The organism is Solwaraspora sp. WMMA2080, from assembly GCF_027497395.1.
Lineage (GTDB): Bacteria > Actinomycetota > Actinomycetes > Mycobacteriales > Micromonosporaceae > Micromonospora_E.
On sequence record NZ_CP114910.1, the window covers coordinates 2,033,919 to 2,053,194 of the forward strand.

At 72.2% G+C, this 19,276-nt stretch carries 13 protein-coding genes and 3 pseudogenes; 11 read left to right on the plus strand and 5 right to left on the minus strand.

All coding sequences use genetic code 11. From position 1 onward, the window contains the following. Positions 1-48: 48 nt before the first annotated feature. Complete coding sequence (locus O7543_RS09220) at positions 49-570, minus strand: VOC family protein (RefSeq protein WP_281554203.1); 522 nt, start codon at positions 568-570, stop codon at positions 49-51. A gap of 50 nt (positions 571-620) precedes the next feature. Here O7543_RS09220 and O7543_RS09225 point away from each other — a divergent pair, with 50 nt between their 5' ends. Continuing rightward, on the plus strand, positions 621-1,094 hold the full coding sequence (locus tag O7543_RS09225) for a MarR family transcriptional regulator (RefSeq protein ID WP_281555532.1): 474 nt from the start codon (positions 621-623) through the stop codon (positions 1,092-1,094). 58 nt (positions 1,095-1,152) lie between these two features. Further along, positions 1,153-1,851: pseudogene (locus O7543_RS09230) on the plus strand (tetratricopeptide repeat protein); the annotation flags it as partial. A 1,893-nt stretch (positions 1,852-3,744) separates the two neighbouring features. On the opposite strand, the gene O7543_RS09235 reads toward O7543_RS09230, so the two are convergent. Both O7543_RS09235 and O7543_RS09240 read right to left on the minus strand, forming a co-directional pair. Then, positions 3,745-5,199: an ATP-binding protein gene (locus O7543_RS09235; RefSeq protein ID WP_281555531.1), complete on the minus strand. Its 1,455-nt coding sequence runs from the start codon at positions 5,197-5,199 to the stop codon at positions 3,745-3,747. 47 nt (positions 5,200-5,246) lie between these two features. After that, positions 5,247-5,903 (minus strand): response regulator transcription factor, encoded by a 657-nt coding sequence (locus O7543_RS09240; RefSeq protein ID WP_281554202.1) that lies wholly within the window; start codon positions 5,901-5,903, stop codon positions 5,247-5,249. A 136-nt stretch (positions 5,904-6,039) separates the two neighbouring features. Between O7543_RS09240 and O7543_RS09245 the strand changes: the two genes are divergently transcribed. From O7543_RS09245 to O7543_RS09255, 3 genes are all read left to right on the plus strand, one after another. Next, a complete protein-coding gene (locus O7543_RS09245) occupies positions 6,040-7,251 on the plus strand; it encodes a hypothetical protein (RefSeq protein WP_281554201.1) in 1,212 nt (403 codons plus the stop codon). Between the two features lie 257 nt (positions 7,252-7,508). Further along, a complete protein-coding gene (locus O7543_RS09250) occupies positions 7,509-8,873 on the plus strand; it encodes a cellulase family glycosylhydrolase (protein WP_281554200.1) in 1,365 nt (454 codons plus the stop codon). A 135-nt stretch (positions 8,874-9,008) separates the two neighbouring features. Continuing rightward, on the plus strand, positions 9,009-9,449 hold the full coding sequence (locus O7543_RS09255; protein WP_281554199.1) for an NUDIX domain-containing protein: 441 nt from the start codon (positions 9,009-9,011) through the stop codon (positions 9,447-9,449). A 31-nt stretch (positions 9,450-9,480) separates the two neighbouring features. Here O7543_RS09255 and O7543_RS09260 read toward each other — a convergent pair whose 3' ends face one another. Together O7543_RS09260 and O7543_RS09265 are read right to left on the minus strand one after the other, a co-directional pair. Then, positions 9,481-10,179, minus strand: a complete 699-nt coding sequence (locus tag O7543_RS09260; protein ID WP_281554198.1) for a DedA family protein — start codon at positions 10,177-10,179, stop codon at positions 9,481-9,483. A gap of 459 nt (positions 10,180-10,638) precedes the next feature. Beyond that, complete coding sequence (locus O7543_RS09265; protein ID WP_281554197.1) at positions 10,639-11,304, minus strand: HAD family phosphatase; 666 nt, start codon at positions 11,302-11,304, stop codon at positions 10,639-10,641. 143 nt (positions 11,305-11,447) lie between these two features. On the opposite strand from O7543_RS09265, the gene O7543_RS09270 reads away from it, so the two are divergent. From O7543_RS09270 to pflB, 6 genes and pseudogenes are all read left to right on the plus strand, one after another. Next, positions 11,448-12,308 carry a universal stress protein gene (locus tag O7543_RS09270; RefSeq protein WP_281554196.1) on the plus strand — a complete coding sequence of 287 codons (861 nt, stop codon included), beginning with the start codon at positions 11,448-11,450 and terminating at the stop codon, positions 12,306-12,308. Between the two features lie 109 nt (positions 12,309-12,417). Continuing rightward, positions 12,418-14,845 (plus strand): annotated as a pseudogene (locus O7543_RS09275) (pyruvate, phosphate dikinase). Between the two features lie 248 nt (positions 14,846-15,093). Further along, a pseudogene (locus O7543_RS09280) lies at positions 15,094-15,384 on the plus strand (winged helix-turn-helix domain-containing protein); the annotation flags it as partial. A 206-nt stretch (positions 15,385-15,590) separates the two neighbouring features. After that, positions 15,591-16,040, plus strand: a complete 450-nt coding sequence (locus tag O7543_RS09285) for a universal stress protein (RefSeq protein WP_281554195.1) — start codon at positions 15,591-15,593, stop codon at positions 16,038-16,040. Between the two features lie 16 nt (positions 16,041-16,056). Further along, positions 16,057-16,929: a universal stress protein gene (locus O7543_RS09290; RefSeq protein WP_281554194.1), complete on the plus strand. Its 873-nt coding sequence runs from the start codon at positions 16,057-16,059 to the stop codon at positions 16,927-16,929. A gap of 90 nt (positions 16,930-17,019) precedes the next feature. After that, positions 17,020-19,275, plus strand: a complete 2,256-nt coding sequence (gene pflB, locus O7543_RS09295; protein WP_281554193.1) for a formate C-acetyltransferase — start codon at positions 17,020-17,022, stop codon at positions 19,273-19,275. Position 19,276 lies beyond the last annotated feature (1 nt).

Sequence of the window (19,276 nt, forward strand, 5' to 3'; positions counted from 1 at the left end):
CGCCGGTCGGAGCCGGAGTCAGCGGGCCGGCTCCGGCTCGCTACGCGGTCAGCCCGGCACCGAGACGCCGACGCCACCGCGGGTCCGGGCGCCGTACCGCTGCTTCTCCCGGGCCAGGTCGAGCGGCCGGATCCGCTTGCGGGCGGCAATCGCCTGCTCGTCGAGGCGGTCGGCGGGGACCAACCAGACGACCTCGAACTCCAGCCCGTCCGGATCCCGGCCGTACAAGCTCTTGGTGGTCCCGTGGTCGGAGGTGCCGACCAGGGCGCCGGCGGCGGCGAGCCGGGTGGCGAGCGCCTCGAGTTCGTCGAGCGTGTCCACCTCCCAGGCCAGGTGGTAGAGGCCGACCATGCCGCGACCCGCGCCGGACCGCGCGGCGTGGCCACCGATCTCGAACAGGCCGAGATCGTGGTCGTTGGTAGAGCCGGGGGCCTGCAGGAAGACCACGCCGGAGAAGCCGTCGGGGGTCATCGGCACGACGGAGAACCCGAGCACGTCCCGGTAGAACGCCAGGCTCCGGTCGAGGTTCGAGATGTACAGCACGGCGTGGTTGAGACGGTGGATTCCCATGTCGTGAAGGCTAGCGCGAGTTAGTTCAACGCTCAACCACTACGGGTATGATGGTGGTCATGACCCGCTGGCTCGACGACGACGAACAGCGCACCTGGCGCGCGTACCTCTACGCCACCAGGACGTTGGCCGCGACCCTGGACCGCGAACTGCAGGCGAGCGCGGGGATACCGCACGCGTACTACGAGATCCTGGTCCGACTCTCCGAGGCACCCCGGCGCACCCTGCGGATGAGCGAGCTCGCCGACGCAACCGACTCCTCCCGCAGCCGGCTGTCGCACGCCGTGTCCCGGCTGGAGCAGCTCGGCTGGGTCCGCCGTGAGGAGTGCCCGACCGACCGGCGCGGGCAGTTCGCGGTGCTCACCGAGCCCGGCTTCACCGCCCTCAGCGCCGCCGCGCCCGGCCACGTCGACGCGGTCCGGCAACACCTGTTCGACCAGTTGACCCCGGAACAGGTCGATCAACTGCGGATCATCAGCGAAGCGTTAGTCAAGCATCTGGCCGGTAACAATCCGCCATCATGAGCGAACTGTCCCACATCAGACCCTTGTACAGACCGTCGTCGGACACGCACGATGGGACGTGTCTCTCGGCCTGGGCGAAATCACCACGCAGGCGCACGGCCTGATCAGCGTCGGCGACCTGCCGGGCGCGCGTAATCTGCTGGCCACGGCGTTGGCCGACACTGACTCGCGTCCCGCACACGCCAGCGCTGAACAGGCGGAGGCCGCCGGACTGCTGGCCCGGGTGACGGTCGCGCTCGGCGAGGCGCCGGCGGCGCGGGCGTGGGCGGCGTACGCGTACTCGGCGAACCAGCGACTGCACGGCACGGCGGACGAGCGGACCATCGGGGCCGCCGCCACCCTCGCCGCCGTCCTGCACCGGGTGGGCAGCGACGCCCGCGCCGCGCACCTGTACCGCGAGGTGATCGACGAACTCTGCGCCATCGACGGCCCCGAGTCGCTCCGGGTCCTGGCCGCCCACGCGGACCTCGCCACCGTCGAATTCGCTCGCGGCGAGTGCGACATCGCCCGGGACCGTCTGGAGGATGCCTGGGAACTGCACCGCGAGGTGTACGGCGAGGGGCATCCGGCCGGGATCAAGATGCTGGCCCGGCTCGGCGCGATGCAGCGCGACTGCGGCCGGCTCGCCGAGTCCGACGTCAGCCTGTCGCTCGCCATCGACCTGTGCCGCACCCGCCTGCCGGCCGACCATCCGCTAATCGGGCAGGTCGCCGCGCTGGCCGAGGCGTCAGCGGATCCGGCGCACCGCTGTGGCGGGCAGGGGCCGGTCGACGACGGGCCGGACGACACCGGCGGCCCGGATCCCGACCGCAGTCCGGACGATACCGACAGCCCGGGCCCGATCCTCCGGCCGGACGACAACGGCGGCCCAGGCCACGACGGCGGCTTGGACCAGGGCGGCTGGCCGCCCGGCACCAGGCCGGCCAGTGGGCCAGCGGCTCCGGCTGCTCCGGCGGCCGATCCCGCCGGGCGCGACCGGCTCACCGGTCCGGCCTGGGCCGAGCCCAGCTGGATCGAGCCGGAACCGCCGGTCACTGAGGTAGCCGACCCCCGCTGGTCGGCGGCGTTCTGGACGGAACCGAGCGCGTCGTCAGCGACGCCGACCACCGACCGGTCAAGCGACGACGAGACGGACGGCCATCGGGACGGACGGCACCGGGCCGACCCGCCCTGGCTCGACCCGCTGGACCAGCCGGTGGACCAATCAGTGCCCGACCCGGCGGCTGAGCTGGACAGCGGCCGACCGTGGAGCCAGCACGGTTGGATTGAACGGGAACCGGCGGGCGGCGACGCCGATGACCCGCTCTGGTCGCCCAGTGGTTGGCTGACCGACGACCCCTCCCCTGCCCGGCGGAACACGACCGGGCAGGAGCAGCGAGGCGACCAGCACCAACCGGACGAACCCGACACGACCGACGGCCGGCCAGCGAGCATCCCACCGCCCCGGGTGCCGGTCGATCTGCCACCGTCCGGCTCCACCAACCATGACGGGGCACCCGGCATCTGGCTCTTCGACGAACCGTGGTGGCCGCCCGAGCAGTCCGGTGCCGGCGATGGCTCCGATCCGGCCGCTGCGGATCGCCCGGACGGACCGGATCGCCCGGACGCACCAGAACGCCCGGACGCCTCGGACGCCGCCGGCCCGGTCAGCCCGTTCGGGCCGGTCCGGTTCCGGCAGGCGACCGGCCCGTCAGCGCCCGACACTCCCACGGCCGGCAGTTCCGTGAGCGACCCGGCGGCCGTGCCCGGCGAGCCGGTGCCGCCGGAGACCCCTGCCTTCGTACCCAACCCACGGGTGCCCGACAGGGCAGGCGCTCGACCGGAGCCGGCACCACCGGTGACCGACGAAGCCTTCGCGGGCCCGGACGCCTCGGTCGATGCCGACTCCGCAGCCCGCCACGCCGAGGTCACGGACGGGCCGGGCACCGGAGCCACGGACGGACCGGCCACGAGCGTCGCAGCCGGTGGAGCCGGCGCGACCATCGGAACCGGCGCCACCGGCACGGGCCGCAGCACCGGGACGCTGTCCCGACTGCCACGGCGTGAACTCAGCCGGATACCCGACCGCCGCAGGAACCTTCCGGTCCGGCGGCAGCGAGGACAGCTGGTGCCGTTACCCAAGCCGGTGGCGACCGCTGCCCGCCCACGCGGGCCGATGCTGGTGTTCACCGGCGTGGTGGTGGTTCTGCTCGGCGCTGCGGCGGTGGTGGCCGGCGTCAGCCTGGTCGACGAGACGTCCTCCGGGCCGACCGCGGCACCAGCCGAGGTCACCTCCCCGACCGGTACGCCGACCAGCGCTGCGCCGCCGGCCACACCGGGTACCGCCCCGGGCGGCGTGGGCCTGCGCGACAACCGGGACAGCGTGACGTTGACCTGGACCTATCCGGCGGGTGCCGAGGGACAGGTGTTGATCTCCGGGGGGAGCAACGATCAGCAGCCCCGAGCCTTCATGACGTTGCCGACGGGTGCGGACAGCTTCGTCGCGTACGGGCTGAACGAGTCGATCGACTACTGCTTCACGGTCGCCGTGGTCTACTCGGCCGACGTGATCGGGCAGGCCGACCCGGTCTGCACGGACCGGGCAGCGAACGCCCGGTAACCTGTCCGGTCTGCACGGACCGGGCAGCGAACGCCCGGTAACCTGTCCGGTCTATGCCGGGCCGGGCTCGTCGTCCACCGGGTCTGCCGGAAGCCGGACCCGAACCTGAAGTCCGGGACAAGCACCGTGAGGCCCTGCCGCATCACCGTCGTGTCCTGCCGCATCGTCCGTCCGCCCCGCATCGGCCAGTTCGACAGTGCCGCCGTGTCGGCGGACCAACTGCGCGACGATGGCCAGTCCGAGCCCGGCGCCGCCGGCGTCGTGGGCCCGCGCGTCGTCGAGCCGGGTGAACCGGTCGAAGACCCGTTGCCGGTCGGCCGGTGGGACACCCGGACCGTCATCGGTGACCAGGAGCTCATGCCAGTCCGGCCCGTCCGGTCGGGCGGTCACCAGCACCTCGGAGCGGGCGTGTCGGACCGCGTTGTCCAGCAGGTTGGCCAACACCCGGACCAGCGCGTCCGGGTCGCCGGCAATCCACAGCGGCTGGTCCGGCGGCACCACCCGCACCGGCGGCCGTGGATACCGGGCGGCCACCGTGGCGGCCAGCTCGCCCAGTTCCACCGGACCGACCGGGCCGAGCACCACACCGGACTGGTCGGCCTGCTGGTCGGCGCGGGCCAGCAGCAGCAGGTCGTCGACCAGTCGGCTGAGTCGTTGACTGTCCGCCAGCAGGTCGTCGGCGACCGCCAACCAGTCCGTGCGGATACCGAGTCGCTGCGCCACCTCAAGCTGCGTACGCAGATTGGTCAGCGGACTGCGCAGCTCGTGGGCGGCGTCGGCGACGAACGCGCGTTGCCGGGCCCGCGCGGCCTCCAACCGGTCGAGCATGTCGTTGAGGGTGACCGCCAGCCGCTGAATCTCGTCGCCACCACCCGGCACCGGCAGATGACCGGCCTGGTCGCCACCAGTGATCTCGGCCGCGCCGGCCCGCAGTTTCTCCACCGGCCGCAGCGTCGCCCCGACGGCCCGCCAGACGATGACCGTGACCGCCGCCACCAACAGTGGGAACGTCATCAGCAGAATCACCCGGACCAGGGCGAGGCTGCGGTTGATGTCGGCCATCGACCGGGCGACCAGCACGGTACGCGGCTGCGCTGGCCCGCCGGCCGGTTGGGCGATCACCCGAACCGGGCCGCGCAGACCGAGCCGGGCACCCGGCACGGTGACCGCCCCGGTCGGTTCGGCGGCGAGCTGTTCCCGCTCGCCCGCGTAGAGCATCGGGACGAGTCGATCGGCGCCAATGGACGCGGCGCGTATCCGTCCCCGCTCGTCGACGATCTGCACCCGTACGTCGTTGCCGGCCACTGGCAACGGGTCGGGCACCGCGTCGGCGGCCACCAGCTGGGCGATCGCGTCGGCGGTGGTCCGGGCGTCGGCGTCGGCGCTGCGTTCCAACGCCAGCGCGAGGACGACGGTGAGCCCGATCGCCCCAGCGGCCAGGCCGGCGGTGAGACCCAGCACGCTGATCGCGGTCAGCCGGGTGCGCAGGCTGAGCCGGACCCGCAGGTGCGCCCGCCACCGACCGGGATGCGCCGCCGAAAGCCGTCGACCTGTCACGGGACCAGCCGGTAGCCGGCACCCCGGACGGTCTCCAGCCGGTCCCGGCCGACCTTGCGGCGCAGGTACCCGATGTACACCTCGACGGCGTTCGGCGCGGTGTCGACGCTGGCGTCCCAGACGTGGTCGAGCAGTTCGATCTTGGAGACGACCTCGCCGGCGCGCCGCATCAGGTACTCCAGCAGGGCGTACTCACGGGCGGTGAGCCCCACCTCGGCATCGGCCCGGGTGACCCTCCGCCGGGCCGGGTCGAGGCTCAGATCACCGGCGGTGAGCACGGCGGGCCGCTGCGGCGCGCCGCGCCGTAGCAGAGCGCGCAGCCGGGCCAGCAGCACCACGTACGAGAAGGGCTTGGTCAGGTAGTCGTCGGCACCGCAGTCGAGGCCGTCCGCCTGGTCGTACTCGCCGTCCTTCGCGGACAGGATCAGCACCGGCAGCCAGTTCTGCTCGGCCCGCAGCTGGCGCACCACCCGGTAGCCGGACAGGCCGGGCAGCATCACGTCGAGGATCATCGCGTCGTACCCGCCGTGCCGGGCCAGTTCCAGCCCGGCCGGCCCGCTCGCGGCGACGTCCACCACGAAGCCTTCCTCCTGCAGGCCGCGCCGCAGGGCGTCGGCCAACCGGACCTCGTCCTCCACCACCAGCACCCGCACCGGTCAAGGGTGCCATCATGAGGGTGCGACCGGGCTACCCGTGACCGTCGTCGCTGAGCGTGTTCTCAGCTTGGCCACCGGCTCTCAGCAACGTCTCAGTACACCCGACGCACGATGGGTGGCAGGAGGTACGAAGATGTCGGTATTCACATCCCGGCCGGCGATGCGCTGGCTGGTCCCCGCCGCATCGGCGGCGGTGCTCGTCGGCGGCGGCGTTGCCGTGGGGGCGCTCGCCGCGTCCGCAGACCCGGTCCTGCCGCCGCGTAGCGCCGAGCAGTTGCTGGTCGACCTGCAGACCGCCGAGGTCGACGGCATGTCCGGAACGGTCGTGCACCGCGCCGATCTGGGCCTGCCGGCGGCGCTCAACCTGGCCGGTCAGATCGGTGCCGGCAACGGGCTCGGCTCGCTGATCAACGGTACGCAGACCTTGCGCGTCTGGTACGCCGGTCCGGACCAGGCCCGGTTGGCGATGGTCCGCACGCTGGGCGAGACCGACGTCATCCGCAACGGACAGGACGTCTGGATCTGGTCCAGCCAGCAGCAGCAGGCCACCCACTTCGAGTTGCCGGCCGAGGGCGATCACGCCGACGCGGCGGGCGAGCGGGCCGGCACCGATCCGGCGTCGGAGCTGCCCGTCACCCCGCAGGCGGCAGCCGACGAGGTGCTGGAGGCAATTGACCCGAGCACCGAGGTGTCGGTGGGCCGCTCGGCGGAGCTCGCTGGGCGGACCGCGTACGAGCTGGTGCTCACCCCCCGCGACGAGGACTCGCTGGTCGAGGAGATCCGGATCGCGATCGACTCGGTCGAGTACGTGCCACTGCGGTTCGCGGTCTATCCGGTCGGCGCCGACCGGGCCGCCATCGAGACCGCGTTCACCCAGGTCAGCTTCGACACACCGGATGAGGAGCAGTTCGTCTTCAACCCACCGCCGGGCACCGAGGTCGTCGAGGCGGGCGAGGACGGTGTCGCGACGCCGGGTGCCGGTTCCCGGGGTCCGGACCAGTTGCCGGGCAACGCCGAGACCGACGGCATGCTGGAGGAGCTGGCGCGGGGCTGGGCGGACAGCGAGGACGCGGTCCGTACGGTCGGCACCGGCTGGGGCACCGTCCTGGTGGTCACGCCGCCGGCCGAGGCGGCGACTGCGGCCGAGGAGCACGCCGGTGAGTCCGCCGAGGGCGCTCAGGTCATGCAGATGCTGGGTGATCTGCCGGCGGTCGACGGGCCGTGGGGCAGCGGCCGGCTGTTCTCCAGTTCGTTGTTCACCGCGCTGATCGCCGACGACGGCCGGCTGTACGCCGGCGCGGTGACGCCGGAGCGGCTGTACGAGGTGGCTACCGAGACCCGCTGACTTGACCGGTCCACTACCGGCGTCGACCCCGGATCACCGAGCGTCGACGCCGGTAGCGGCGTTTGCAGGGCCCGATCAGCCAGCGGTGCAGACCGACACCAGGGGCGGACCAACTTAACCGGTTGCGTAGCGGGATCACGCCGGTCTACTCTGATGCTTGCGCGAAGGGCCGGGTAGTCGCCGACACCGTGCTGGCCAGGTCAGCCGGTGTCTTTCGTCCCCGTGGGTCACCCACGGGTCGCTACCCGAGGTAGGTCATGAAGACACGTCTGAGCGTCGCGGCCGCGGCGCTGCTCGCCCTGGTCACCTCCGTCGTGGTGCTGGCCCAGCCCGCGCACGCCGCCGTCGGCCTGCACGTCAGCGGCGGCCAGTTGGTGGAGGCAAACGGCACTCCGTTCGTCCTGCGCGGGGTCAACCACGCACACACCTGGTACACCGGCCAGACCAGTTCCTTCGTCAACATCAAGTCCCTGGGCGCGAACGCCGTCCGGGTGGTGCTCAGCAACGGCCACCGGTGGAATCGCAACGATGCCAGCGACGTCGCCAACGTCATCTCGCTGTGCAAGGCCAACCGGCTGATCTGCGTCCTGGAGGTGCACGACACCACCGGGTACGGCGAGGAGGGGGCCGCATCCACCCTGGCGTCCGCCGCCGACTACTGGATCGGCCTGGCCAGCGTGCTGCGCGGCCAGGAGAACTACGTCATCATCAACATCGGCAACGAGCCGTTCGGCAACAGCGGCTACCAGAACTGGGCCAGTCACACCACGAGCGCCGTACAGCGGCTGCGCGCCGCCGGTTTCGAGCACGCGATCATGGTCGACGCACCGAACTGGGGACAGGACTGGACCTTCACGATGCGTGACAACGCGCAGTCGGTGTGGAACGCCGACCCGGCCCGCAACCTGATCTTCTCGATCCACATGTACGGCGTGTTCGACACCGCCGCCGAGATCAGCGACTACCTCGGGCGGTTCCGCTCGGCCGGTCTGCCGATCGCGGTCGGCGAGTTCGGGCACGACCATTCCGACGGCAACCCGGACGAGGATTCGATCCTGTCCTACACCCGGCAGCACGGCATCGGCTGGCTCGGATGGTCGTGGAGCGGCAACAGCGGCGGCGTCGAATACCTCGACATGGTGAACAACTTCAACGTCAACAGCCTCACCCCGTGGGGCCAACGGCTGTTCAACGGCACCAACGGGATTCGGGAGACCGCACGGGAGGCGACCGTCTACAGCGGCGGGACGCCACCGCCGACCACCGCGCCCCCGACCACCGCGCCGCCCACCACCGCGCCCCCGACCACCCCGCCGCCGGCAGGGGCGTGCACTGCGACGTACGCGGTGATCGGTCAGTGGCAGGGCGGTTTCCAGGGTGAGGTACGGGTGACCGCCGGCGGTTCGGCGCTCACCGGCTGGCGGGTGAGCTGGACGTTCGCCAGCGGTCAGTCGGTCAACCAGGCGTGGAACGCCACCGTCACCAGCACCGGGGCGAGTGTCTCGGCGACCAACGTCAGCTACAACGGCAACCTCGGCGCCGGGCAGAGCACGACCTTCGGCTTCATCGGCAGTTGGACCGGCAGCAACCCGGTGCCGACGCTGTCCTGCGCCGCGCGGTAGCCGCAGCCGCCACCACAGGTGTGACCGGTGGCCGGGCGGGTATCCGTCCGGCCACCGGCACACCCGGCGTCGTTCACCTCAGACGGCCGGCGGCTGGTGTGGCACTGGCAAGTCGCTACGAGCTGGAGGTTTACGGTGAGCGAAGGTCCTCGTATACGGGTGGGCGCGTACGCGGTGATCGTCCGGGACTCGGCGGTGCTGCTGAGCCGGTTGTCCGAGGCGTCCCCGGTGTTCGAGCCGGGTGCCTGGCATCTGCCGGGAGGTGGTCTCGATCCGGGCGAGCAGCCCGGCGAGGCGCTCACCCGAGAGTTGCAGGAGGAGGCCGGCCTGGAGGTGATGTCGTCGCGGTTGCTGGACGTGCGGTCGTACCTGGCGCACCGCAACGGCACCGACTGGCACGTGGTCGGGCTGCTGCACAGCGCACGGGTGGGGCCGGGCGAGCCGGTGGTCACCGAGGTCGGCGGCAGTGCGGACGCCATCCGGTGGGTGCCGATCGACGAGATCGACCGGTTGCCGCTGTCGCCGCCCACCGCGGACGGGCTGCGGATGGCGGAGCTGCTGCCGGTGCCGGCGTAGGAGTTCGTCGCCGGGCGTGGCTGGTTGGTCGTCAGGCATGGTCACCGGACCGGTCGCAGCCGCCTCGGCCTCGGCCGGGCCGGTGACGACCGGATGTCGGCTGACCGGTCGCCGCGTCGGGTGCACATTCGCGGCGGGCGGCCCGTAGCCGCCAGACGACGAGCGCCCCGAGTGCCAGCACCGCGACCACGACGGCGGCCGCCCGGCCGGCGACCTCCTCGATCGCGGCGTACGAGCTGCCGGCCAGGTAGCCGATCAGCACCGTGCCGATCCCCCAGACCAACGCACCCGCGACGTTGTAGGCAAAGAACCGCCGGTACGGCATGTGTGCCGCACCGGCCAGGGCGGGCATCACCGCGTGGAAGAAGGTCACGAACCGGCCGACGAAGACCGCGGTGCCGCCCCGTACCGCCAACTGGTGTTGCGCCCGCCGCACCCAGGCCTGCCGCTTGCGCAGGAAGCGCATCCGCAGCAGCCGGGGCCCCAGGGCCCGGCCGATCAGGTAGCTGGTGGTGTCACCGGCCACGGCCGCGCTGACCACCACCACGGTGATGCCGGCCAGCGAGATGGTGCCGAGGCTGGCGGCGACGCCGCCGAGCACCGCAGCGGTCTCGCCGGGGAACACGAAGCCGACGAACAGCGCGTCCTCGGCGAACACCAACAGCCCGACCAGCAGGTAGATCAGCGCACCATCCATCGACAGCAACCGCTGCAGCCAGTCGCTCAGCACAGCACCCCCCGCTCGTGGGGGGCCGCGGACCCGACGTTAGCAGTTGTGGGGCGGCGCCCGTGACGGTCCGACGGATGCGGCGTCGGGGCGTCACGGGCGTACTCCCCACCACAGAGAGGTGTCACCCCGATCTCTTAACCGGTTAAGCGTCACGCTACGCGCGCGCCCATCCGCTGTTCCGCTGGGCCGGCGGCTGGGGCATGCCCGCCTGGTTCTGGCGCAATATCGAGGAGCCAGACCGGACGATCTACCGAACCCTGGCTCGGGGCTCAACCCGACTCCACCCTCAGGCCAAGAAGAGATCAGATCCGGTGAGAAGACGACGGCCTGGGGCTTCTCACCGACACTGATCCGCTGCTGGTCGGCTGGCCCGCCACGGATCACCTTTGCTGAGAACCCACAGCCGGCCGGCTAACCGTCGACAGGCCTGCTCGTCACCACCCGTAAACGCCGTGCGGCCTAACGCACCTCGTTGGCGAGGGCGAGCACGCGGTCGACCGTCAGCTCGTCGAGGCGGTCGACGACGAGCGCCACGCCGGCCAGGGCATCGGCCGCCGGCGGGTACCCGGAGTGCGGCACCGCGACCACTACCAGACCGGCGGCCACGGCGGACCGCAGCCCGTTGCTCGAATCCTCAACCGCCAGGCACCGCCGCGGCGGTACACCGAGCAGCCGTGCCGCCACCTGGTAGACCTCGGGGTCCGGCTTGCCGGCCGCGCACTCCTCGGTCGACACGGTCGCTCGGAACGCCTCGGTGAGCCCCGCCGTGGCCAGCACCTGTTCGATCAGGCGGCGGGGTGAGGAACTGGCCAGCGCGAGCGGGAACCGCCCGGCGAGGTCACGGACCACCTCGATCGCGCCCGGGATCAGCGGCAGCTCGACCCGGTACCGCGCCGCCATGGCGTCGATCACCTCGTCGGCGACCCGGTCGGCACCACGCCCGACGCCGAGGTCCGCGTCCAGGTAGCCGGCCCACTCCGGGGTGCTCATCCCCATCAACCGCTGCTGGGCGTCCGGCAGCCACCGACCACCGGCCCCGGCCACGTAGTCGCGCCGGACCTGCTCCCAGACCGGTTCGGTGTCGATGAGTACGCCGTCCATGTCGAACACCACTGCCGAGATCATGACCCCATCCTGCCCGGTCGACCGGAATCGACCCGGAGCGGGGTCACTGAGCGCTATCCTCGCGGGTGAGCTCCCCTTTCTCGATCCGAGCCGGGTCGCTGCAGCGGCCCACGCACCGGACAGAAGCGGTGAAAGGAGTTGCGATGTCGGAGCACGCCGCACCGGCCCGCGACCGGATCGTGGCCGGCCTCCACGACTCGGCATCCAGCTGGGCCGCCGTCGCCCTGGCCGCCCGGGAAGCCGCCACAGCGCACCGGCCGCTGCGACTGGTGCACGCTCTCAACTGGATCCCGGACGACCTGTCCGGCGGCGACGAACCCCAGCCGGACGCCTACCAGCTCGTCGAACGTGCTGTGGAGACCGCCACCCGGACGGCCCCCGGAATCGACGTCACCACCGAAGTGTCCGAGAACGCCCCAGCCACCGCGCTGCTGCGGGAGTCCCGGATGGCGTCGTTGGTCGTGATCGGCGACGGGGACCTGGCCCGGTGGACCTGCCTGCCGCTGGACGCACTCGCCGTACAGATCGCCGCCCGCGCGGACTGCTCGGTGCTGGTCGCCCGGGCCGGTTCCGAGCCGGCCCCCGATCCGGCCGCGCCGGTGCTGGTCGGTGTGGACGGCTCGGCCGGCTCGGAGCGCGCGCTCGGCTTCGCTTTCGACGCCGCCGCGCAGCGGGGCAGCGACCTGATCGTCGTACGCAGCTGGGAGAGCGAGTCGAGCTGGGCCGACGCCTCGGCGTCGACCGCCGACGAACTCGCCGCGGCGGTCACCCCGTGGCAGGAGAAGCATCCCGACGTCGCGGTCCACCAGCAGGTGGTGAACGGACCGCCGGCCCGGGTGCTGATCGAGCGTTCCGCCCAGGCCGGGCTGGTGGTCGTCGGCGCCCGTGGCGATCATCCGCTGCGGGTACCGCTCGGCGCGGTCAGCCAGGCGGTGCTGCACCACGCCGGGTGCGCGACGGCGATCGTCCGCGAAGGCGGCCCCCGGCCGCCCGCCGGCGACTGACCGGGACCTATGCCCTGGGGGGTGGCCCGACCGGCCCTGCCCCGCCCGCACCGCCCACTGCTACCACGGAAGGAGAGAGATTCGCCGACCAGTGCAGGAGGCGGGCGCCATGCCGAAATTCGTCTACGACTTCATCGAAGGTAACCGCGAACTCACCGACCTGCTCGGCGGCAAGGGCGCCAACCTGGCGGAGATGACCCGGCTCGGTCTGCCGGTGCCGCCCGGTTTCACCGTCACCACCGTCGCCTGCCGCGCCTACCTCGCCGACGGCACACCGCCGGCCGGGATGTTCGACGAGGTCAACCGCCACCTCCGGGGCATGGAGGCGCGGCTGGGCAAGCGGCTCGGCGACCGGCACGACCCGCTGCTGCTCGCCGTACGGTCCGGTGCCCGGTTCTCGATGCCCGGCATGATGGAGACCGTCCTGGACATCGGGTTGACCGACACCACCGTGCACGGCCTCGCCGCGCAGAGCGGCGACGATCGCTTCGCCTGGGACTCCTACCGCCGGTTGGTGCAGATGTTCGGCCGGACCGTGTTCGGCGTGCCCGACGAGCTGTTCACCGCCGAGTTGGAGACGGTCAAACGGACCGCCGGGGTCACCGTGGACTCGGCGCTCGGCGCCGAGGACCTGCGCGCCCTGGTCGAGGCGTACCAGAAGGTCTTCCACCAGCACACCGGCCGGGACTTCCCGCAGTCGCCGCACGAACAGCTCGACCTGGCGATCCGGGCGGTCTTCGAGTCGTGGAACGCCGAACGCGCGGTGCTGTACCGCCGGCAGGAACGGATCCCGGCCGAGCTGGGCACCGCAGTGAACGTGATGGCGATGGTGTTCGGCAACCGGGGCCCGGACTCCGGCACCGGGGTGGCGTTCACCCGCGACCCGGCGACCGGGGCACGCGGCGTGTACGGCGACTACCTGGCCAACGCTCAGGGCGAGGACGTGGTGTCCGGGGTCCGCAACACGGTCCCGTTGCAGGATCTGGAGCGGATCGACCCGCGCAGCTTCCACCGGCTGATGACGATCATGGACACCCTGGAGCACCACTACCGCGACCTGTGTGACGTCGAGTTCACCATCGAACGCGGCACCCTGTGGATGCTGCAGACACGGGTCGGCAAGCGGACCGCCGAGGCCGCCTTCGTGATCGCCGCGCAACTGGTCGACGAGGGCGTCATCGACCTCGATGAGGCACTCGACCGGGTCACCGGGGCCCAGCTCGGTCAGCTGATGTTCCCCCGGTTCGACCCGGCAACCGCGCCCACGCCGCTGGCGGTCGGCGTACCGGCCGCTCCGGGCGCGGCCGTCGGCCGGGTGGTGTTCGACTCCGAGGCGGCGGTCGCCGCCGCCGGTCGGGGCGAGCAGGTCATCCTGGTGCGTCGGGAGACCAACCCGGACGACCTGCCCGGAATGATCGCCGCCGCCGGCATCCTGACCAGCCGGGGTGGCAAGACCTCGCACGCCGCCGTGGTGGCGCGGGGCATGGGCCGTACCTGCGTCTGCGGCGCCGAGGCGTTGACCGTCGACACGGCGGCCGGCCAGATCACCGTCGCCGACGGCACCGGGGCGGCACCGACCGTGCTGCACGCCGGGGACCTGATCTCGATCGACGGGGCGACCGGCGCCGTGTTCGCCGGCGCCGTCCCGGTACACCCGTCACCGGTGTTGCGCTACATCGAGGGCGAGCTGGCACCGGAGGCGGATCCATTGGTGTCGGCGGTGCACCGGCTGCTGGGCCACGCGGACGTGGTGCGCCGGCTCGCGGTGCGGGCCAACGCGGACACCGCCGCCGACGCCCGCCGGGCCCGGGCCGAGACACTCGGCGAGGACCCGGGGCACGACGAGCGGCTGCTCGCGGCGGTCCGCCGGATGCACGAGGCCAACCCGATGCTCGGCCTGCGCGGTGTCCGGCTCGGACTGATGGTGCCGGGCCTGTTCGCCACCCAGGTGCAGGCGATCGCGGAGGCGACCGTGGCCCGGCTGCGGGCCGGCGGCGACCCCCGTCCGCAGATCATGGTGCCGCTGGTCGGCGCGGTGCAGGAACTGGAGGCGGTACGGGACCAGGCCGAGGCGCTGCTCGCCGGCTTCGACGGTCTGCCGCCGATCCCGGTCGGCACCATGATCGAGGTGCCACGAGCGGCCCTGACGGCCAGCGCGATCGCCGAGGTGGCGGACTTCTTCTCGTTCGGTACCAACGACCTCACCCAGCTGGGTTGGGGCTTCTCCCGCGACGACGTGGAAGGGGTGTTTCTTCGGCCGCTACCTGGAGCTCGGCATCTTCCCGGTGTCGCCGTTCGAGTCGATCGACACCGCCGGTATCGGACGGCTGATCCAGATCGCGGTCGCCGACGCCCGGGCCACCCGGCCGGACCTGGAGATCGGAGTCTGCGGCGAGCACGGCGGCGACCCGGACTCGGTGCGGTTCTTCCACGACGCCGGATTCGACTACGTGTCCTGCTCGCCGTACCGGGTGCCGTTGGCCCGCCTGGAGGCCGGCCGCGCGGCGGCACAGATCCGGCCGTGCTCATCCCAGTGAGCAGCGGCGGCCGTGACGGTGGCGGTTGCCGCGGTGAGCGCCGCAGCGGTCGCGGCGGTCGCTCGCCGCCGCCCCGCCGCCGTCGGTACGGTCACCATCGGACCGGGCGGCTGGGTCAGCGTCAGAGGGTTGCCCGGTCCAGCGCCACGGGTCGTCGCCGACGGCCGTCGGCCCTGGTGGGCCCGGCATGGTCGGGGACGGCAACCATGTGGACGAAGTTCACGTATTGGTACTCATATGATTACCCTGTGACAACCCCCGACACGTGGCGCCTTCCGCCCTGGACCCTGCTCAGCAACCACGGACACGTCCTGCTCGCCATCGCCCGCGACCCGCGGGCCCGGCTGCGGGACGTGGCGGCGCGGGTCGGGATAACCGAACGCGCGGCGCACACCATCGTCGCCGACCTGGAGGAAGCCGGATACCTCACCCGGCACCGGGTCGGCCGACGCAACGAGTACACCGTCAATCCGCACGTACCGTTTCGACATCCGGCCGAATGCGACCACCTGGTCGGCGAACTGCTCGCGCTGTTCACCGGCGGCCAGCCGGCACCGGCCGGACCGCCGCCGACGCCGCCCGTATCGCCGCCGCCCGGGCCACATCCAACGCCGGCCGGGCCGCCGCCGACACCGGCCGGTCGACCGACGGGACCCCAGTCCCGCAACGGCGGGTCCTTCGCACCTGTCCCCCACCCGTCAACGGAGGTGGACTGTAGTCAGGTGCAACTGAAGGAGTGAGGACCATGAGCGCCAGTCACCTGATCGTCGTCGGTGTCGACGGCTCCGAGGGCAGCCGCCGGGCACTCGACTGGGCCGCCCGGGAAGCCGCCGAGCGGGGCGGCGCGCTGCGCGCCGTCGTCGCCTGGCGGTGGGACGGTGGAACCGCCGTCAGCCCCATCGAGGAGCGGCAACGCGCCAGCGAACTGCTGGACCAGGAGATCGCCGCGCTGACCGCCCGGCTCGGGTCGGCGACGCCGGTCGTCGGCGAGGTGGTCGAAGGCCGCGCCGCCGACGTACTGAGTGCCGCCGCCCGCAGCGCTGACCTGCTGGTCCTGGGCAGCCACGGCCACGGCCGCCTGCAGCACACCGTGCTCGGCTCGGTCAGCGAGGAGTGCATCCGCAAGGCCACCTGCCCGGTCGTGGTGATCCCCGTCCCCGCGCTGGTCTCCTCGGCCACCGACACCACCAACTGAGCCGGAGGTGATCGCCATGGTCAGGCCGATCGTCGTCGGGTACGACGGGTCGTCCAGCGCCGACGCCGCAGTCAGCTGGGCGGTCGCCGAAGCCGTCCGGACCGCCACCCCGGTGGTCCTCGCGTACGCGTTCGAATGGCCGACCGGGGCCGGGCCGCTGGTCCCCGTGCCGACCAGCTGGCCGAACGCGGCATCCCGACGCGACGCGGAGACGATGCTGCGGGTGGCGGCCGCCGAAGCCGCCGAGACGCACCCGGACGCCGACATCAGCACCGTCGTCCTCGACGGACCCGCCGCCCTACGGCTGCGGGAGAAGTCCCGGGACGCGGCGTTGCTGGTGGTCGGCAACCGGGGGCACGGCGGCTTCGCGGACCTGCTGCTCGGGTCGACCAGCGTGGCCGTCTCCGCGCACGCGCACTGCCCGGTGGTGGTGGTCCGCGGCGCGGCGCACCCGACCGCCCCGGTGGTGGTCGGCGTGGACGGCTCCGAGCCGTCGCTGGCCGCGCTGTGCTTCGCCGCCGAGCAGGCGGCCAGCCGGCTGGTGCCGCTGCGGGTACTGCGGGCCTGGCACCTGCCGGCACCGCAGTGGCAGCCACCGGCCTTCGACCCCCGGGAGATCGTCGCCGCCGAGCGCGCCCTGCTCGACGACGAGCTGACCGGGTGGCGGGAGAAGTACCCCGAGGTCACGATGACCGCCGAGGCGGTCGTCGACAACCCAGGCCGGGTCCTGGTCGACGCGTCGCGTACCGCCAATCTGGTGGTGGTCGGCTCGCGCGGCCGGGGCGGCTTCACCGGCCTGCTGCTCGGCTCGGTGTCGCAGCAGCTGCTGCACCACAGTCACAGCCCGGTCGCGGTCGTCCGCGACACCGTCCCGGCCGACGCCCGCTGAGCGGGCGCGCCGACCCCCCGCCGACGCCCACCGCGCCGACGACCACCCCGCCCGGCGGGCCGTCCCCGACCCGCCGGGCACAAACCCCAAATGGAGGCTGACGTGTTCGCCGAGCAGATCCGCGATCCGTGGCGGACCTTCCAGGGACGACGGTGGCGGGACACGATCGACGTGGCCGCCTTCGTTCAGGCCAACTACACGCCGTACACCGGCGACGCCGGATTTGTCACCGGCGCGACCGACCGGACCCGGGCGGTCTGGGACCGGCTGCGGGACATGTTCGTCGAGGAACGCCGCCGGGGCGTCTACGACATCGACGCCTCCACGCCGTCCACCATCACCGCGCACGCCCCCGGCTACATCGACAAGGACCGCGAGCTGATCGTCGGCCTGCAGACCGACGCGCCGCTGCGTCGGGCGATCATGCCGCACGGCGGGCTGCGGATGGTGGAGAGCGCCCTCGCGGCGTACGGCTACCCGGCCGACCCGCAGGTGCACCGGATCTTCACCGCGTACCGCAAGACCCACAACGACGCCGTCTTCGACGCCTACCCGGCCGATGTGCTGCGGGCCCGCCGTTCGCACATCGTCACCGGGCTGCCGGACGCCTACGGGCGGGGCCGGATCATCGGCGACTACCGGCGGGTCGCCCTGTACGGGGTGGACCGGTTGATCGCCGAACGCCGGGCCCACCGCGAGGCGCTGGACCTGGTCCCGTCCACCGACGACGTGATCCGCGACCGGGCGGAGCTGGCCGAGCAGATCCGGGCACTCGGTGAGCTGGTCGAGATGGCAGCCGCGTACGGCTACGACGTGACCCGGCCCGCCGCCGACGCCCGGGAGGCGGTCCAGTGGCTGTACTTCGCCTACCTGGCCGCCTGCAAGGAACAAAACGGCGCAGCGATGTCACTCGGCCGGACCGCCACGTTCCTCGACGTCTACCTGCAGCGCGACATCGACGCCGGACAGCTGACCGAGCTGGCCGCGCAGGAACTGGTCGACGACTTCGTGGTCAAGTTGCGGATCATCCGGTTCCTGCGCACCCCCGAGTACGACGAGCTCTTCTCCGGCGACCCCACCTGGGTGACCGAGTCCCTGGGCGGAACCGGCACCGACGGGCGGACCCTGGTCACCCGGACCACGTTCCGCTACCTGCAGACGCTCTACAACCTGGGACCGGCGCCGGAGCCGAACCTGACCGTGCTCTGGTCGCCCACGCTGCCCGAGGGGTTGAAAAGCTTCTGCGCCCAGGTGTCGCTGGACACCAGCGCCATCCAGTACGAGAACGACGACACGCTGCGGTCCTGGTACGACGACGACACCGCGATCGCCTGCTGCGTGTCGGCCATGCGCCTCGGCCGGGACATGCAGTTCTTCGGGGCCCGGGCCAACCTGGCCAAGGCCCTGCTGTACGCCATCAACGGCGGCCGCGACGAGGTCACCGGCGAGCAGATCGCCCCGGTGAGTCAGCCGGTCGGCGGGGAGATCCTCGACTACGACGAGGTCCTCGCGGCCTTCGACCGGACGTTGGACTGGCTGGCCACCACCTACGTCACCGCGCTCAACGTCATCCACCACATGCACGACCGGTACGCGTACGAACGGTTGCAGATGGCGCTGCACGACTACCCGGTGCACCGGTTCCTGGCCTGCGGGATCGCCGGCCTGTCGGTGGCCGCCGACAGCCTGTCGGCGATCCGGTACGCCCGGGTCAAGGTGCTGCGCGACGAGACCGGACTGGTGGTCGACTACGTGGTCGACGGTGAGTACCCGGCCTTCGGAAACAACGACGACCGGGTGGACGAGATCGCGGTCTGGCTGGTCGAGACGTTCATGGCCAAGCTGCGCCGGCAGCCGGCCTACCGCGAAGCCGAGCACAGCCTGTCGGTGCTGACCATCACCTCGAACGTGGTGTACGGCAAGCACACCGGGCACACCCCGGACGGCCGGCGGGCCGGCGAACCCTTCGCCCCCGGTGCCAACCCGATGAACGGCCGGGACCGGCACGGGCTGGTGGCCGCGGCGATGTCCGTGGCGAAGCTGCCGTACGACTGCGCCCGCGACGGCATCTCGCTGACCACCACGGTGACCCCGGCGGGCCTGGGGCGCACCCCGGCGGAACGGGTGGCCAACCTGGTCGGTGTGCTGGACGGCTACACCGACGCCGGCGGCTTCCACCTCAACGTCAACGTGCTGGACCGGGCCACCCTGGAGGACGCGATGGCGCACCCGGAGCGTTACCCGCAGCTGACCATCCGGGTCAGCGGGTACGCGGTGAACTTCGTGCGGCTCACCGCCGAGCAGCAGCGCGATGTCATCTCCCGGACGTTCCACGGAGGGCTGTGAG

Coding starts and splice junctions, on each gene's coding strand:
- pflB (WP_281554193.1), top strand. CDS start 17,020: ATGGAGGCTGACGTGTTCGCCGAGCAGATCCGCGATCCGTGGCGGACC.
- O7543_RS09270 (WP_281554196.1), top strand. CDS start 11,448: ATGTCGGAGCACGCCGCACCGGCCCGCGACCGGATCGTGGCCGGCCTC.
- O7543_RS09225 (WP_281555532.1), top strand. CDS start 621: ATGGTGGTCATGACCCGCTGGCTCGACGACGACGAACAGCGCACCTGG.
- O7543_RS09250 (WP_281554200.1), top strand. CDS start 7,509: ATGAAGACACGTCTGAGCGTCGCGGCCGCGGCGCTGCTCGCCCTGGTC.
- O7543_RS09245 (WP_281554201.1), top strand. CDS start 6,040: ATGTCGGTATTCACATCCCGGCCGGCGATGCGCTGGCTGGTCCCCGCC.
- O7543_RS09285 (WP_281554195.1), top strand. CDS start 15,591: ATGAGCGCCAGTCACCTGATCGTCGTCGGTGTCGACGGCTCCGAGGGC.
- O7543_RS09290 (WP_281554194.1), top strand. CDS start 16,057: ATGGTCAGGCCGATCGTCGTCGGGTACGACGGGTCGTCCAGCGCCGAC.
- O7543_RS09220 (WP_281554203.1), bottom strand. CDS start 570: ATGGGAATCCACCGTCTCAACCACGCCGTGCTGTACATCTCGAACCTC.
- O7543_RS09265 (WP_281554197.1), bottom strand. CDS start 11,304: ATGATCTCGGCAGTGGTGTTCGACATGGACGGCGTACTCATCGACACC.